At 50.5% G+C, this 16,955-nt stretch carries 14 protein-coding genes and 1 pseudogene; 3 read left to right on the forward strand and 12 right to left on the reverse strand.

All coding sequences use genetic code 11. The annotated features are described in order from the left end of the window. Window positions 1–96: 96 nt before the first annotated feature. From EPA93_RS45825 to EPA93_RS50690, 4 genes are all read right to left on the reverse strand, one after another. Window positions 97–582: an iron chaperone gene (locus EPA93_RS45825; RefSeq protein WP_129893966.1), complete on the reverse strand. Its 486-nt coding sequence runs from the start codon at window positions 580–582 to the stop codon at window positions 97–99. A gap of 133 nt (window positions 583–715) precedes the next feature. After that, window positions 716–1,069 (reverse strand): VOC family protein, encoded by a 354-nt coding sequence (locus tag EPA93_RS45830; protein ID WP_242527274.1) that lies wholly within the window; start codon window positions 1,067–1,069, stop codon window positions 716–718. A gap of 247 nt (window positions 1,070–1,316) precedes the next feature. Further along, window positions 1,317–1,541 (reverse strand): hypothetical protein, encoded by a 225-nt coding sequence (locus EPA93_RS45835; RefSeq protein ID WP_129893968.1) that lies wholly within the window; start codon window positions 1,539–1,541, stop codon window positions 1,317–1,319. A 185-nt stretch (window positions 1,542–1,726) separates the two neighbouring features. Further along, window positions 1,727–4,891, reverse strand: coding sequence for a DUF6788 family protein (locus EPA93_RS50690; RefSeq protein WP_129893969.1), 3,165 nt, complete (start codon window positions 4,889–4,891; stop codon window positions 1,727–1,729). A gap of 558 nt (window positions 4,892–5,449) precedes the next feature. On the opposite strand from EPA93_RS50690, the gene gad reads away from it, so the two are divergent. Further along, window positions 5,450–6,844: a glutamate decarboxylase gene (gene gad, locus EPA93_RS45845; protein WP_129893970.1), complete on the forward strand. Its 1,395-nt coding sequence runs from the start codon at window positions 5,450–5,452 to the stop codon at window positions 6,842–6,844. Between the two features lie 181 nt (window positions 6,845–7,025). On the opposite strand, the gene EPA93_RS45850 is transcribed toward gad, so the two are convergent. The 3 genes from EPA93_RS45850 to EPA93_RS45860 form a co-directional block, all read right to left on the reverse strand. Continuing rightward, complete coding sequence (locus tag EPA93_RS45850; RefSeq protein WP_129893971.1) at window positions 7,026–7,352, reverse strand: antibiotic biosynthesis monooxygenase family protein; 327 nt, start codon at window positions 7,350–7,352, stop codon at window positions 7,026–7,028. A 214-nt stretch (window positions 7,353–7,566) separates the two neighbouring features. Beyond that, on the reverse strand, window positions 7,567–7,863 hold the full coding sequence (locus EPA93_RS45855) for a hypothetical protein (RefSeq protein ID WP_129893972.1): 297 nt from the start codon (window positions 7,861–7,863) through the stop codon (window positions 7,567–7,569). Between the two features lie 261 nt (window positions 7,864–8,124). Further along, entirely contained in the window at window positions 8,125–9,351 is a 1,227-nt protein-coding gene (locus tag EPA93_RS45860) for a 4-hydroxybenzoate 3-monooxygenase (protein ID WP_129893973.1), read from the reverse strand. Between the two features lie 1,025 nt (window positions 9,352–10,376). On the opposite strand from EPA93_RS45860, the gene EPA93_RS45865 reads away from it, so the two are divergent. Further along, on the forward strand, window positions 10,377–11,009 hold the full coding sequence (locus tag EPA93_RS45865) for a LysE family translocator (protein ID WP_129893974.1): 633 nt from the start codon (window positions 10,377–10,379) through the stop codon (window positions 11,007–11,009). 209 nt (window positions 11,010–11,218) lie between these two features. On the opposite strand, the gene EPA93_RS45870 is transcribed toward EPA93_RS45865, so the two are convergent. From EPA93_RS45870 to EPA93_RS45880, 3 genes and pseudogenes are all read right to left on the reverse strand, one after another. Then, window positions 11,219–11,641 carry a hypothetical protein gene (locus EPA93_RS45870; protein WP_129893975.1) on the reverse strand — a complete coding sequence of 141 codons (423 nt, stop codon included), beginning with the start codon at window positions 11,639–11,641 and terminating at the stop codon, window positions 11,219–11,221. Between the two features lie 500 nt (window positions 11,642–12,141). After that, the gene (locus tag EPA93_RS45875) at window positions 12,142–12,540 is read right to left on the reverse strand and encodes a nuclear transport factor 2 family protein (protein ID WP_165423836.1); all 399 of its coding nucleotides are present in this window, start codon (window positions 12,538–12,540) and stop codon (window positions 12,142–12,144) included. A gap of 140 nt (window positions 12,541–12,680) precedes the next feature. Then, window positions 12,681–13,034 (reverse strand): annotated as a pseudogene (locus EPA93_RS45880) (DUF3237 domain-containing protein); the annotation flags it as partial. A gap of 1,210 nt (window positions 13,035–14,244) precedes the next feature. Between EPA93_RS45880 and EPA93_RS45885 the strand changes: the two are divergent. Further along, window positions 14,245–15,864, forward strand: a complete 1,620-nt coding sequence (locus EPA93_RS45885) for an AMP-binding protein (protein ID WP_165423837.1) — start codon at window positions 14,245–14,247, stop codon at window positions 15,862–15,864. A 175-nt stretch (window positions 15,865–16,039) separates the two neighbouring features. Here EPA93_RS45885 and EPA93_RS51285 read toward each other — a convergent pair whose 3' ends face one another. After that, a complete protein-coding gene (locus EPA93_RS51285; protein ID WP_422877913.1) occupies window positions 16,040–16,477 on the reverse strand; it encodes a GDCCVxC domain-containing (seleno)protein in 438 nt (145 codons plus the stop codon). Then, on the reverse strand, window positions 16,419–16,859 hold the full coding sequence (locus EPA93_RS45895) for a MerR family DNA-binding protein (RefSeq protein ID WP_129893979.1): 441 nt from the start codon (window positions 16,857–16,859) through the stop codon (window positions 16,419–16,421). Before EPA93_RS45895 ends, EPA93_RS51285 begins: the two co-directional genes overlap by 59 nt. Window positions 16,860–16,955 lie beyond the last annotated feature (96 nt).

The raw sequence follows: 16,955 nt of genomic DNA on the forward strand, positions 1-16,955 counted from the left end.
CGCGACACTGCGCATATGTAATGTGTCGTCCGACGCCAAGTAGCGGGCACCAACGACGTGAGCGTGCAAATGGGAACATTACGCCAGTTCTAGTCCTCAGCTCACAGCTTTCTTCACGAGCTCAGCGATCTTGGCCTCTTCTGCAGTCGTCAACTCCTTTAGCGCGAAGTAGACCGGCCACATGGCACCTTCGTCGAGGTTGGCGCTGTCGTTGAAGCCGAGCGTTGCATACCTCGTCTTGAACTTGCTCGCAGGTTGAAAGAAGCAGACGACTTTGCCGTCTCGGGCATACGCGGGCATGCTGTACCAGAGCTTCGGCGCGAGAGCTGGCGCGCTGGCTTTGATGATCGCATGGAGCCGTTCGCCGAGTACCCGATCCGGTTCAGGCATCTCGGCGATCTTCGCGCGCACATCGCTTTCCCCTTCCGCCTTATTCTTATTGGCGCGTGCTTCCGCCTGCTGCTCTTTGATGCGATCCTTCATCGCAGCTTTTTCCTCATCTGTGAAGCCTTTGGACTTCTTGTTAATCGCTGTGGGGCTCTTGGCAGGCTCCTGAGTGCCCTTCTTTTCTGGTTGGCTCATAATATCCTCCTCATCGTGACCTAGGTTGGAACCCTCGCCGCAGTTCGACTGCGGTCTCGTGCTCTTCTCATTATATGCCTCTGGCCATTGCGCTCAAAGCAATAGTGAGCGCGTAGATCGATCGTAGAGGCGGTTAGGACTGAACTACCTGCCACACGTTGCCATCGGGATCACGGAGGTCAAACCACTTGACGCCAGAGCCCGGGCCATACAGATCATCCTTCACGTCGTTGACCCTAGCCCCTTTGGCCTTGAACTCATTGTGTGCAGCTTCAATATCTGAAGTCGAGAGGTAGAGCCTCATTGACCCGGGTTTCATGTTTCCATGCAATGTTGAGAGCGTCAGCGAGGCGCCCCCTCCGGGGAGTGAAAGCCCAACCCAACGCTGATCGCCTTGTCCATAGTCGGTGGTTACCTGAAATCCCAATTGCTCTGCGTAGAACGTTTTGGCCTTCTCCATATCTGTAACTGCCATCATCACCATCATAATTTTTTCATCTGCCATTAGCGGAACCTACCTTTCATTTGTCGTAACGTAACGTGCTTTGTATCCTTCTTGTGCTTTTCCATAGTCGGCTCTGTTGCTACCAGGCTCCGGCGGTATTTTCACGCGCCACCATCTCGGGACAGAACCATCGAGCGAGATCTGTAATCTGCTTTCTTTGCGTATGAAGTCCATGCGCGGCCAGTGCGCCAGCCGAGCAGAAAAGCTTCTGCATCCCTTTGCACGCGGCTCAGAGATCATTCCCTGTCTCGTTGGGTGCCTCACCGGTTTCAAGCGAGAGCAGGGTCAGACCGAGACGGATGATCTGTAGGAGCACCCCATGCAGCGCAGCCTGATCCGGCAGTGACCCAGAAAGAAGCGTTGTTCCCGTCTCCTGCTGCTCGATGCGGAGTCCGCCAAGGCGGTCTTGCCAGGATGGACTCAGGTGTCCTTGAACTCGTATCGTGTAGTACATTTGCCTCCTCCGCTGATCTTGCGCGTTTCACTTCCTGCGTGCCATGCTTGGAAGGAAGATCACCATTGCCTCCTCACCGCGTCTACGAAAATTTTAGCAGAATGCGCGTCATTCCACAGTCGTCAAAAGGATGCCAAAGGGAGTAGTTGGATGGGGAGGAAGGCCAGTTGTTGGGAGGAATCAGGCTAGAGCAGTGAGAGGGCACGTGCCCGGCTAATCGCCTGTGTGCGGCTAGAGGCTTGCAGCTTGCCGAGCAGGTTGCTGACATGTTTCTTGACAGTGGGCAGCTCGATCACCAGGGTTCGCGCGATCTCCTGATTGGAGGCTCCGGTGGCCAGCAGGCGCAAGACTTCCTGCTCACGCCGCGTCAGGGAAGCATCCGACGCAGAGGAAAGAGCGGGCCTGGGAGTAGGCTCGGCCAGAGATGGGCTTGTGATCTGCCGCGCCTGCGCGAAAACGGCAAGTAGCTTTGAGATGTAGGCTCTGATGGAGGGAGCTAACCCCTGCTGTTGGGAATGCGCAGAGAGCAGAGCCTCAAGTGTCTGGCGCATCGGTTCGCCTTCATCCAGGTACACCCGTAAGTAACCCTCTGGTTCGGTCAAGTCAAACAGGCGCGCCGCGATCTCGTTAGCTTGCTCATGATGGCCGGCATGGTGCAGTGCCACCATGTGCTGAGCCAGATAGGTGAGGGTAATCCTGCTGTTGGCTGAACTACCTAGATCCCCGCTAAAGCGCTTCAGCAGCTCTAGCGCCTCGGCCCAATGCTGCTGTGCAAAATATATCCGTATCACGACAGGGAAAGCATCATACAGGCTGCGGTCCCATGCCCTTTCTGGAAAGGCCATACTCATCGCCCAGTTGGTTGCCTCCTTTATCTGTCCCTGGGCCAGGCACCATTGTGCCTGTATGATGGGCAGCCAGTTCAGACGCTGAGTTCCTCCCAGCTGCTCCAACTCTTGCTGTGTCTGCTGGACAGCTGACAGATCTCCTCTTGCCAGCTCGACTTGCATCAGATGAAGATATCCTGATAGGAGTAAATCATGCTGCTGCCAGAGAGTGGCATCCTGAATAACTGTTCGCAGCCAGCTACGCGCCTCTTCCAGCCGATTCCATTGATACGCTACCAGCGCCAGGACCTCTTTAAAGTATCCTTTGAGCAGGGCATAGCTTGCCGCCTGCTCAATCAGATCGAGGGCGGCGAGACTTTCCTGATAGGCCAGGCGCAACTGTCCCGCCTCTACTGCCGCGAGCGCTAGCCACTGGATGACTCTGGTAGCCGCAAAATGGCTTCCTGCGTGGCGCACCATCTGCCTGGCTTCCAGCAGTTGCGGCAAAAGCTTTGCTCGCTCTTGCCGGAGCGTGGAGTAGACGACGTTACAGAAGAGCGGGAGCATGTGCCAGATGATCTCCTTGTCCTGATCAAGCTCCTGCATCTCCTGATGGAGGGCGGGCAAGCGCTCATATGCCGAGGTCTCAATCGCCTCATATAAAGCTATCCCTGCGCGTAAGAGGCGCAGACGCCGATGCAGCAGAGCCGGCGAGGCCTCGTGGGTCCCCAGATCGCTGGAGCGAAAGGCCTCGTCAGTGTGCGTAGCCTGGCTGGTTTCATGTGCTTGATGCTGCAGAGTGGCTTCAACCCGCGCTATGAGCTGTTTCACCTGTTGATAGCGGCTTTCGCGCTGCTCAGGGGTCGAAGTGGTGACGGGGTGGAGGCGGTAGAGCGCTGTGGTGAGCACCAGGCGTGTATGTTCGCGCACCAGCGGATCAGGCAGCGCCAGCACCCAGCGTGCCATCGTCGCTGTCTCTCCACGCATCCAGAACTGCTCGACCGTCTGCTCCATCAGCCGCGCTGCCATGGAGTAGGAAGCTCCGGCAAGCGCATGGGTAATAGCTTCAGTCCACTGCTTCTCTGCCTCATAAAATTCGGCAGCCCGGTGGTGCAAGAGCGGCACCATCTCTGGTTGATGGGTGTGGAGCGCCGAGAGCAAGGCTTCGCGAAAGAGACCATGGAGCCGATAGGTGCGCCGCTCCTCATCCAGGGGCACCAGGAAGAGATTTGCCCGCTCCAGCAATGCGAGCAGGTGCTGGCTGGCTGCCATCGTCGGTGCGGCGGTGACGGCTTGACACACAGCAGCGTCAAGACGCGAGAGAATGGCAATGTGGAGTAAAAAGTTGCGCGTCTCGGGTGACAGACGGGCAAGAATGTCTTCCTGCACGTAGTCAAGCAGATATCGCTGACTCCCGGTCAAGGTCTCAAGATAAGCGCTGCGATCCTCACGTTTCTGCATGGTGAGCGCGACCAGGTGCAGACCAGCAATCCAGCCTTCAGTCCGGCTCACCAGCCGTTGCAGCTCTTCTTCTGAGAGGGGCGGGGAGAGCATTTTGCCCAAAAACTTGCTTGCTTCGCCCTTCTGGAAGCGCAGTTCGTCTACCCTAATCTCGGTTAACTGTCCGTGGGCTCGTAGACGCGCAAGAGGCAGATCTGGATCAACGCGGCTGGAGAGGATCAGGTGCATGTGAGCAGGCATATGCTCCAAGAAGAAGGCCATACCCTGATGAATGACCGATTCTTCGATCACCTGATAATCATCAACAATAAGAACGATGGGAGCGGGATACATCTGCTGGCTTTCCAGCTCATAGAGCAGCACAGAAAGACAAGAGGAAAGCGGTGGAGGCTGGGGCGATTGCAACTGGGCTACCACGTTTTCTCCAAAGTTCGCTGCCAGGCTGGGGCAGTGGCGCAGGGCGGCGATCAGCGCGACCCAGAAGCGTGTCGGGCTGTTGTCCAATTCGTCAAGTGCGAGCCAGGCCACCTGCGACTTTTTCTGCCGCTGCACCCACACCGAGAGCAGGGTGGTTTTGCCCCAGCCGGCCGAGGCCGAGAGCAAGGTCAGCTGTGTCGAATGCGCCTCATCCAGGGCTGTCAGCAGGCGTTCGCGTTCCACCAGGGCGCTCGGCAGCCGCGGTGGAGCAAGCTGCCCTGAAAGCACCAGCATCCCCTGGCCGGTCGTCGTCGCGGGCGACAGCACGTGTAAGAGAGTCCGTGCCGTCTCCTCTAGCCGCGAGAACTTGAGGGCTTCTGTTCGTCCCAGGTAACGCTTGCGCGTACGGCCTTCTTTGGTCTGATAGGCATACCAATACGCGCCACCCCGTGGCCTCTGTTCCTTGTGGACATTGAGTGAGCCACTGATGCCGCGGAAAGCAAATGAGGACACTCTGTGGAGCCAGGCTAGCCAGGCAGATTCCTCAGCTGGTTGAAAACGTTGCTTTATCTGACCCTGGGTATACCACTCGTAGAGGCGCTGCTCTTTGGACCAGACCAGGGCATGAAGAGGTGTTCGTGACATCAAACCTTCCGTGTGCTTACATTGTGTATCCCAACGATCCTTTAATTCCTCCCAACACCGGGAAGTATACCAAAGAGAAGTCCCACCGGCAAGGAGTATCCAAAACTATACTTCTCGAAGTGGCGACCCAACCTGCCCGTGAAAGAGCGTCCGCAAGGTTTCCCCATACTCTCTTGCTGGGTCAGCTAGGCGCAATTCTTGGGTTTCACCTCTGCATCAGCCAAAGATGGAATCTATCAGATGAGTTAGCAAAGAATCTTTTCTCCTTGAGGATTCTGTGTATGCTTGTATAACAATTAAGTCATATTCTCTATAATCAGGGTTTTTGAGAAGAGTAATGTCAAGGAGAAATAGGTCATAGCGCAAGGGCTAAGAAGTCCTACTATCGAACAAATGCTTGATGGGCGAACTTGCTTCTTGCTAAGATGTTGTAGGACTAAGAAACGTTCGATCTTGCTAGCATTAATAAGGGTACACCCAACGTTTTTTTAGTACTACAGATGAATATAGATAATTTGGGTAGTAAAGCCTGGCCCAAATTGAAGCAAGGAGTTTGGCATGCTTTCCAAGAAAGTGGACCTGAATAGGCTGCAAGAAGCGGATACAGTATTGACGCCTACATACGCGTCTCGGGCACTATCTACCGACGTACCTCGTTATGAGCTTCCTCAAGAAGGAATGGAACCTCGCCTTGCCTACAACCTTATTCATGATGAGTTGATCCTTGATGGTAGCTCCAGGCTCAATCTGGCAACCTTCGTGACAACCTGGATGGAGCCAGAAGTGCGCCAATTAATGGCGGAGACCTTTGACAAGAATTTGATTGATAAAGATGAGTATCCACAGACAGCCGAGCTGGAAAAGAGATGCGTTAATATGATCGCTAGACTGTGGAATGCTCCAAAGGATCAAGACGCCGTTGGTACTTCCACTGTGGGCTCAAGCGAGGCTGCAATGCTCGCTGGAATGGCGTTGAAGTGGAGGTGGCGTGAGCGGATGAAAAAGCAGGGCAAGCCAACGGACCGCCCGAATCTGGTTATGGGGATCAATGTGCAGGTCTGCTGGAAAAAGTTTGCACGCTACTGGGAGATTGAGCCACGCTACATTCCTATGGAAGGGAATCGCTTCCACTTGAATGCGGAAGAAGCGGTTAAATACTGTGATGAGAATACTATAGGCGTGATAGCTGTACTGGGGAGCACGTTTGATGGGAGCTACGAACCGATCAAAGAGATTAGCGATGCGTTAGACCGCTTATATGCTGAGAATGGTCTTGATATTCTAATACATGTGGATGCCGCCAGTGGTGGCTTTGTTGCTCCTTTCATTCAACCTGATCTGGAATGGGATTTCCGCGTTCCACGCGTTGCTTCAATCAATTCTTCTGGCCACAAGTATGGCCTCGTGTACCCTGGAGTGGGCTGGGCTCTCTGGCGCGATCAGGAAGCTTTGCCAGAGGAACTGGTCTTCTCAGTGAATTATCTTGGTGGACAGATTCCAACCTTTACCCTTAATTTCTCTCGTCCTGGTAACCAGGTAGTAGGGCAGTATTATAACTTTCTGCGCCTGGGCCGAGAGGGATATACGCGAATTCAGCGCGTGAGTCAGGAGATTGCGTTATATTTGTCTGATCAGATTGCTCAATTGGGTCCGTTTGAACTGATTTCGGATGGTAGCGAGCTACCGGTGTTTGCCTGGAGGCTAAAGGAAGAGACAAACTTTACCCTCTTTGATATGGCCGATCGACTCCGCTCTCATGGCTGGCTTGTACCTGCATATACCCTGCCCAAGAATCGGGAAGATCTTGTTGTTCAGCGCGTTGTGGTGAAAGAAGGTTTTAGCCGCGATCTTGCCGATCTCTTGCTGAAGGATATACGTCAGGCATTACAGTACTTTGCGGCACAGCCAGGTTACACTCCTAAGCAGCGGGACAATTCCTTTGCGCACTTGTAGGCAATGGTTCGAAGCCTGATGCTTAATACTGGAGCAACGAGCTCACATAGAGGATAAGGAGGCGCACGACGAGCGCCAACCTCCTTAGGGATTTTCTGCCCTCATTTCGGGCCTCGAACCATATGGCCGTCAGATCAAGTTTCGGGATGAAGCAGTTCTGTACATCTTCACGCCAGGCTCATCAACTTCCTGCCGTCTCATAGTGATATACAACTTCGTAGAGGTGTGGATCAACACGCGAGGCCGAGGCGGCCGGGCCGGGCCCATCTATTGGCCTGAGGTGCTCCTTTCTAAAATGGTCAAAGTCTGCCTCCGATCTCCACTGAGCGTAGTTAATAACGCGAGTGCCATCTTTGCTTCGGTGCAGTGCCACTCCGATCAAACCAGGTGCCTCTTTCCCCTGCTCAAAGTAGCTAAGCCATCGATCGATTAGCTCTTGCTGCTGCTCAGGTTGGGTCTCGAAGACATTGATCAATGCTACCAGGTTACCATCGCGAGATATGAGCATCACTTCTCTCCTTTTTCAGGGGGTGTTTGCGGGCATCTCTCTATTCTCGCGCCCGCCCTTTTCACATCTCTGGCATGGGAGCAAACCAGTCGGATAGAAGGTGTGTTCCCTGTTCTTGTCATGGTTTGTGCCTATGGCTCCATGCGGGAGTGAGATGCCTTGGGCCGTGTATCTGACTCTCGTCTATAAGAGTACAGATCTGTATGGTTGGTCATCATAAAAAGCGGTACGAAGCGCTTAGCGTCAACTTTTCGACAATTGGTTTCTCGCTGACTGCGGACTTGATAACCTCATCAAATTCGGCATATCCTGGTATGCTGGTTTGTGCTACATTCTCCCCAAATTCTGCCAAAATCACATAGGTCACCCCATCGGGGAGACGAAACCATGCGTAGCGCATATCCTCTCGCTGCGAGTGCTCAAGCTCAGCAGCTAAACGTTTGATGCTCGCTTCGAGTTCTTCCACTTTTTCGGCTTTCACTTTAGAACGAGCCATCACAAGCTTGCTCATTGAAAAATCACCTTTCTCTCTAGAGTCAACAGAATTGGAAGAGTCAGTATCCCAATTTCACTCTTGACGGGCCATCCAGCCGGGACTACTTCGTACGAATCGCGCCTTTTCATCAGCTGAATCTTGCCCAACACTTTAATGACGGAATGCAATCCAAGAGTGGAACCCGCTGATGCGCATCGCGTGGTAGAGGAAAAAGCTCACGAGGAGCCATCTCAAATTCCCATTGCCAGCCTACTTTTCCCGGTAATTTTCTTTCCCCTACTCAAGGACCATATTGTATCCGACGTAATCCTCGGCGAAGCTCTCTGCCGCAGCTCGCGACCTGCGTAAGCGTTCAATTTGGGCGATCTGGAGTTGATGCATAAAAGTTGCATTAGGGCGATCTGGCGCAGGTGGATGTATGATGGAGAGCATCCAGTGAGAAAACTCTTGCGCTCTCCATATGCGCGGTAAGCATTGCTGTGAATATGCTGCTAGGAATGTGTCATCCTGGCGCTCATAAAAGGCTCGTACAGCATGGATAAAGACAGCGGCATCGGCTAGCCCGAGATTCATGCCTTTGCCCCCAGCGGGGGAAATGATATGTGCAGCATCCCCTGCCAAATAGACTCTTCCGTATTGCATTGGTTCGCAAACAAAACTGCGTAGATCAAGAAAGCTCTTCTCAAGTATCGGCCCTCTTGTAAGTGACCAGGGCTCATCGAGAGAGAGCCGGATCTCCAGTTCCGACCAGATTCGCTCATCTGGCCAGCTGTTCAAGCTATCGCTATCAGCGCATTGGAGATAGAAGCGGCTGACCTTTGACGTGCGGAGCATGTGTCCGGCAAAACCACGCTCGTGCAAGCCGTAGATAATTTGATCAGTACTGGGCGGCGCTGCTGCAAGCAACGCGAGCCACCTAAACTCATGCTGCTTCTCGAAGATAGTAAAAGCCGCAGAAGGAAGTGATGGTCTGGTCACTCCATAAAAGCCATCGCAACCAACGATTAGATCGCAAACAATATCGCCTGTGGAGGAATGTATAGTCGGAGTGGTAGTGGCAGGCTTGCTTACGCAGAGGGCGGGTGTCTCAAAGCGGAGATCGCCACCTGCATTGAGAAAGGAGGCGACGAGATCCTTTACCAACTCCTGCTGCGGATAGACATAGTGGGTACGATCCCCACACAGCGAAGCATAGGGGAGACTAAAGCGCTGTCGACGGTAGCGGAACTCGCAACGAGCATGAGCTGCTCCCTCACGAAGAAGTCGGTCCGCCAGTCCGTAGCGCCGTAAATAGTCAACTACCCAATATTCTATCAAACCAGCACGTGCTCGGTGCTCGATGTAGTCACGTGATTGCTGCTCAACAATGATGCAAGCGATGCCCGCTTGCAAGAGCAAGTTGCCGATGAGAAGCCCTACCGGACCAGCGCCGATAATGCCAACTTTCGTTTGGGTCGTGGCATTTTCTAATCTATTTTTCTCATTTGCTGCAAATCCTTTCATTTAAGGATACTCCCTTCATTGAAGACAACGTGTGGATAGAGCATTTCACTATTTCTCCTTTAATTATGGCGATTCAAAGAAAATAGAGCCTTACTGATTAGCGGGATCGGTGTTGACAAGCCCACCCCAAAGTGGTCTCAGAACGCTCTTTTCAAGTTTTCGTAGTTTAACTGTAAAATATTGATATAGTTGTGGTCAAGGAAATAACATATTTTTTTGATTTTAAATAAGAACTTAGTCAAAAATGCATTTTTTGTTCATTAGTAGATACAAAGTATCGCGAATACTGAACGTTCGACATGCATATGGACTTTCCATGTATATCTCATTGGCTGGACGGCTATCTAAAGACTCCAATGCGATCTCCATAAGATCAAGACAGGTGAGATGCTAACCGAGCGCAGGCCTTACGATTTTTGATGGATTCCTTCCTGCTTTTCACTCCGGTACTTTAAAGTTTGAGTGCATGGCAGAAGGCTTTTTGAAAGGAAGGAAAGTAGTGATGGGACAGATTCATGGCGCGTCTCGTACGATTTGAGTGATGGTATGGGTGCTAACTCTGAATTATCCAGAGATGAATAGCGTTTTCAGAGGAGCTTAACTTTACTATAAATTCCTGCTCTGTGCCAGGTCAAGAGAAAAACAGAGCATTCTCACCGCTCAGGCAGGAAGATAGACAAATATAAGCTTTTTGTTCACTATTGATCCTGAAGGATCTATGGCTGATCTCCTTACCAGAAATGAGCATTATCACTAGTGGTAATGCTAGTGATCAGTGCTGAACAAAATAGGTATTCTGTCTGGGTTTTCTCGCCGGAGATTGAAAAATACACCTTTCCTCTTGCTCTAAAATCAACAGTTTATTTATATTGAGGAAGTCTATTACTTTGCACGAGCCACATACGCCCTCCAGAGAGTGCGATGCATGGCGCGGGCCAGCTTGATGGAGCGGGAGTGAAGCCGCCTCAAGTCGCCTGAGTGCATATAACAAACAGCTTTGAGCACATAGTAGAAAGCAAATTCGTATGCCTACCTTGACAACCATTTCCCTCTTTATTGTAGCGACAATAGCCTTAGTGTCTATTCCCGGTCCCAATGTAATCTATATCGTGATGCGCAGTGTTGATCAGGGGAGATGGGCTGGAGTGATTTCAGTCCTTGGCGTAGGGACAGCCACCATTGTCCATATCCTAGCGGCCTCTCTTGGAATCTCAGCGCTGCTCCTCTCCTCCTCATTGCTCTTTTCTATAGTTAAGTATGCTGGGGCAGTTTATCTGATCGTGATTGGGCTCTCCAGGCTGTTTTCTCCATCTGCAGAGCACCAGAAGATGGAGATTGAAGAGAAGAGAGATCTTCAGCGCATCTACTGGAACGGTTTTGTTGTCAATCTCCTCAATCCTAAAACTGCTCTCTTTTTCTTTGCCTTTCTGCCGCAATTTGTCGATCCGGCACGAGGGTCTGTTCTTAGTCAGACTTTGCTCTTGGGTGGGCTTCTGCTCATAGTAGCGATTTCTAATGATCTGACATATGCGTTTCTGGCGGGGATGATCAGCGGGTGGTTGAGAAGGAGCCGGGTCTATCCGATAGCTGTACGCTATATCACAGCCGCGGTCTACATCGCCCTGGGAGTAATCGTTGCGTTAACGGGGAAAGAATAGAAAAGATGACTAACGTATCATGCTATCACCATAACTCGGTGCATCTAGATAGGACTACCGCTTCTGCGTACGTAAAAGCAAGTAAAAGCGCGATCTCATGCTCAACATGAGCTATATCCATGTTCCAGCACGGGCCCACTTGAGCCCGTGCTGGAGACTTCCCGAAGGATCTTCTTAAAATGGATTGTCTTCCTGCCACCTGCTTTCTACTAGGGCTGTAACTCCCCCCGCTGAATGCGTGCAAGCAATCTTATCCACGCCTGGGCCTGAGTCGAGGAAGACGCCCCCATGAAGTTGTAGGGGACATCATAATCGCTACCCTGCTTAGTTCCTAAAACTGGCTGCCCTTTTTTTGCAGAATCTGACGGCGTTTCATTTAAGTCCTGAGCGATCTCACTCAATTGCTTCTGAGCAGAGGCCACGGCACATATTGTGCCCTGCTCTTGCAGGCGTCGAATCCGCGAAGCTTCTCCTGGCAAAGAAAAGGTTTGCAGATGATATTCTGACAAATCGTAGTAGGCACCAGGATACTGAAAAAACACCATAAATGAGTGGAGAGCAATCAATTGCCATATTCGATAGAATAGGCGACCTGATTGAATCTTCCTGAAAAACGCTACAATACGAGACATACTTTCCTCGCTTTTCCATATATTTCAGTCTGCACTCTATTAATCATCTCTTTGCCTTCCGGAAAGGCCAGACCACAACCAATTGTAGGCTGTCACAGTTCGTCGGCATATGCTCCAACGATAAAGAGCATTTAGGTTAATACATAATTTCAAAAATAAATGCTATCCAAGATTCATCTATTCTATCTAGAATGCGAAATATTGTTGCTAGTTAAGGAGAAACAATTTCCTTTCCATAAGATAAATGAATAAATATACTACTTTATGTTTATTAGCAGATATGATGGTGAACAGAGGATATGTGGCGAGCGAGAAAAGGCTGGCAACGTATCCAGAAGGCCTATCTCCAGGCTCTGTCATGGGGATTGTGCTATAACCCCCATGACGATGAGAATGTCTAGAGAGGCGATCATATCCCTGGTAGCGTCAGGACAACCAAAAGCATCTCCAGAAGGAAGTACCTTTGCCTGGTATGCTCCGGAGCAGCATTAGACAGTGATCTAGCTCTTTCTCTGCAATTGCCCTTGAAGCGCTACGAGGTCCGCGTAGAGATCATTAGTCACGATGAGGCCGTCGTTAACGATCAAGAGGCCGACCATATCAAAGCTGACGTCTACCCCTGCCGTGGTTATTCCTGTTACAATGGCCTCAAAGACGAAGTGGATCTCCCCAAAGAGCATTGCGCGGAAATTGAAGCGCATATTTTCGATGAGGGCCATTTCTTTGGCGAAAGCGGCACGCACGGCCTGTAGGCCATGATGGGGACCGCCAAGCCCATGAAAGTGGTAAGAAGTGTCTTCGCTGTGCATGCTCATGATAGCGTCGAGGTCATGGCTATTCCATGCATCGCCATAACGGGCAGCTAACTCCTGCAGGGCAGAAACATTGCTCGTTGTCATTGCAATCTCCATATTCAGATGGTGCTAGAAGGTGACGATGAACTATGACGAGAGCTTATCGAGAGATGTGCTTGCAGCTCGCCCGGCATCACAGGCTCTTGGTAGCACCTGTACTTGTTTTGTTTGTGTGATTCTCTCGCTTACTTCACGCTAAAGAACTGGTAAGAGATGCCTCCTTGAGTGAGCTTTACAGAGCCAATCACGACGACATGATGCAGCCACTCATACTGCCTTGCGCCAGTCTCGAAAGTCGCGGTGACTGCACAACGATAGGCTTCGTGGTCAACCGACTCTCCTGCAAGCCAGGGAGTGCCAACCTGGAAGATGTTGGTGAGATAGCCACGGTATTGCGTATAAATGGCGGCGCCGTCCTCTGTTTGTAATGTCGCCCGTACGTCGAGTTCAGCTGTTCCATCGGGTCGGATTAGGAGCCATTCACCGCTGCCGGGAAGCACCTTCCCTTTGAAATGAGGACCTTCGAACTCCCCGATTTGGCCAGGAAAATGCGACGATCCCCATGAGGATTTTTCCCAACAGAGACAGGTGCATCAAGCAGAACCGACATTGTGAAAAGAAATTCGAGTTGAGGCAGATCTGGCATCGTTAACGTCCTTTTCCTCTGAAAACCAATACGTATACTGGTCTGACAAGAATATGAGCAGCCTCTCTCTAACTGAGTTGAAAACAGCAAACGGAGATGAATTATTTGACCCTCATCCCTTGTCTTTGCTCTTTGTTTCCAGAACTGGAAGCTGATGATAGAATACAGTCTGTTCATATATGAATACTTTGTTCAATAACGCTGTAAGTTTTACTATATAAGACTGTTCTGTTTCAGGTCAAGGGAAATACACATAAATTTCTACTTGAGCAAGGAAGACAGACAAAAACTGCAAAATTGTTTTGTAGTAAACAGATATCCGCCATACTCCACCATCAGCGATCCGCTCGAAGAGAGGAAACATCTGCGTCCTGACCCCCCTCATCAGTAGATGAAGAGAACACATTAGAGAAACTTCGACGGACATTTTACTAAAATTGTCTAATAGTAAACAAAATACAAAATATTGTCTGCAATTGTGTTTTTACATGATAAGTTAGCTTTCTTTCTCTTGACCATGTAAAAGAGCATATTCTATGCTACATTCACGGCGCTTGTAAAAGAGCATATTCATTGCTAAAAAGTATGGTTTTCTACCATGTTCGAAGAACATGATGATGACCGCAAGCAGGAATGCTTTACTGATATAAAAGTATTTCTGCGAGAAGGAGAATTGTATGCAGCAAAATGTCACAAATTTTAGACGAAGGCTAGCTGTCGTTTTCGTTGCTCTGCTGATCCTGGGAGCTCTCGCTGTAAGCACCGTAGTAGCGTCAAATCCTGCCAGCCAACTAGCGAGCGTGCGAATAACATCAGCTAATTCCTATGACAGAGAGTGGTAGAGGGTAGAAGAATAGTCTTCGGATAAGAAAAGATTTGGCGTCTGAGAATTTGTTGGGGAGATTGTAGATGGCAATCGCAGTACTATCATGGAGATCTCTATGCTATTTTCTCGCACGCCATTTCTTTATCAAATTGAGCCCTCTCTATGAAATTACTCCCAGGCTTCTCGCAGGATAATTGAGCAAGGTATTGACATGGAGAGATATCTGCCCAAGAGAAGCTCTTCCTGGGCACTATCCAAAGAGAAAGAAGCAACTTCCATGGAACTCCATAATATCCAGGTTCTCTACGACTTTGCTATTTACAATTGTCTTCACTTTGGCTCATACACTGAGCTTATCTATGAGGATCAACAGCTGCAGACCCGTCAATATAGCAATATTGAGCTAGCAAGAGAAGCGACGCAGCTCGCCGCAGGGCTGCGCTCCCTGGGGATAAAGCCGGGCGATCGAGTCCTGGTGATGATGCCTAATTGTCCCGAAGTAGTTATTGCCTATCAAGCCATTGCCCGTGTGGGAGCAGTACTGGTTCCTATCCTCTCGCAACTCAAGGAAGCGGAAGTTCAGTTTATTGCTATGAGCGCGGCTGCCAAAGCTATTCTTACTGACAATCCGCATCCTTTAGCGCTATACAATTCCCTGGCTGCACTTCCTACGGCACCCTATATCATCTACACGGGCATTACTTCTGAGCAGAAAGAGCAACCTGATACGATATCGCAGCTGCTGTCTTATGAAGAGGTTGTAGCGAGAGGAACAGAAAAAGCCGATCATTATCTGACAGACCTGGATGGTATCAAGCCAGCACCAGATGACATTGCGGTCATACTCTATACCTCAGGAACTACCGGCAATCCTAAGGGGGTCACGCTCACTCACCGCAAGCTTGTTTCTAATGCGATTGGGGCAAGCGAGATAGACGAATCAGCAGCACCCGGTCAAGGAAAGCGGCTCGTTACCCTTCCTCTGGCCCATGCATTTGGTATCCTGACCCTGAACGCCTCTTATCTTACAGGTGCACAGATTAACTTGCATTCCCGCTTCAACCCTTACCAGGTTCTCTCAGCAATCGAACGCTATCGGATTACCACTTTTGCCGGAGTCCCCGCCACGTTTGTTGCTTTGCTCTCTGTATCAGATGGCAGAACCTATGATACCAGAAGCTTGCAGTATTGTTCCTGTGGCTCTGCTCCTCTTCCCGTTCCTGTTCTGGAAAGCTTCCAGCAGAAATTTAATTGCCAGATTCGTGAAGGTTACGGACTTTCAGAGGTCAGCGCATCGCTCACGGTACATCGCGCGAATATGCTCCAGAAGCCCGGATCGGTTGGCAAGCCATTGCCCAATGTTGAGATTCTGATCGTAGATGAGCAAGATAACCGTGTACCACCTGGGGCGCTTGGCGAAATTATCGCTCGTGGCCCCAATATCATGAGCGGCTATTATAACTTTCCTGAGGAGACGCGAAGAGCTATGCGAAATGGCTGGCTGCATACAGGCGATATCGGCCGTTTCGACGAAGATGGCTACCTCTATATCGTTGAACGCAAGAAGGATCTGATTATTCGTGGCGGTTTGAACATTTATCCACGCGATATTGAGGAGGTTTTGGTGGCACATCCCGCTGTCCTTGAGGCTGCTGTGATCGGTATTCCTTCGGAACGTATGGGTGAAGAGGTTAAAGCTTTTGTTGCGGTTCGTTCATTCATTGACGCCGAGATGTTGATGGCTTATTGCCGCGAGAAACTGGCAAATTACAAGACTCCTAGCCAGATCGAATTTATACAGGCGTTACCACGCAACGCACTTAATAAGATCGATAAGAAGGAGCTACGAAAGCGACATACTCTTTGTGCCGCTGGACGAAAGGAAATGCCCTCGTAGAGAGTTTGCTATATACGAAATTCAAGAACATTCTTGTGGGGAGGAAACATTGCAAGTTCTGCTAACGCAGATTTGGCTATTTCGGAAAATCCCTCGCGATCTAAGAATCGTCACTTGAAAATGGAGGCTTGAGGGGAGAGCAGAGAAAAGAGCTGGTCCATATCTCCTCTTGTTTTCAGCTGAGTGCGGAGGTGTCTTCGCCTGAAAAATCTGAAGAACAGGAAACGCTCTTTTCCTCTTCTTGCCTGGAAGGACATGGCTTATCTGCGTAGGAGCAGTACACGCAGCAGTCATCGCTTTTGTGAACATGGGTCATGCCGCAAGCTTCACAGATGTAGGCTAATTGACAAAAGGTCGTCGGCATCATTACCTGCTGCTGATGCTGACATCGTGGATTGGGGCAGGTCAGGGTTGCCAAAAGGGCCGTGTTTTTCATGTGTGCCTCCTTGTGTCTCGTGTCTTTATTGCAATGTATAATCAAGAAGACCTGGGACTCTTGAGTTGGGGAAGACATTGGGCAAAGACGCGTCGAGTCCAGGCTTCGAGTGGCAGCATTACATACCCTCCTTCTGATGTATGATCCGCTCAAACCACTCTTGCTGGTCCAGAGCATCAAGCATGGGACAAGCACTTGCCGGTCCTTCTCCTGTACACAGGGAAGCCACCTGGAGGAGCGCCTGTCGCATGTGTTGAAGTTCAACAATTTTTTGCTCCACTTCCACAAGTTTCGTCTCCGCGCGCTCTTTGACTTGCGAGCATGTTGTCTGAGCATCCACGCGCAGCGTGAGCAGTTCCAGAATCTCCTTGAGAGAGAAACCGAGAAGCTTTGCGCGCTTGATAAAGCGAATCCGTTTGATCGCTTCAAGAGAGTATTGTCGATAGCCAGAGGCCCGCCGTGTGGGCTCCGAGAGCAGCCCCTCACGCTCATAGAAGCGAACGGTTTCTACACCAACGCCAGCACGGCGCGCAACTTGTCCAATGGAGAACCCTTCCATAACTGTAGCTCCTTCGAGAAAACTATACACTCTGTACTATACTATAGAGTCAAGGGGAAATAGACGAATTCCGAGTCGCTGAGAAACATCGGAATT

This window comes from Ktedonosporobacter rubrisoli (genome assembly GCF_004208415.1).
GTDB lineage: Bacteria > Chloroflexota > Ktedonobacteria > Ktedonobacterales > Ktedonobacteraceae > Ktedonosporobacter > Ktedonosporobacter rubrisoli.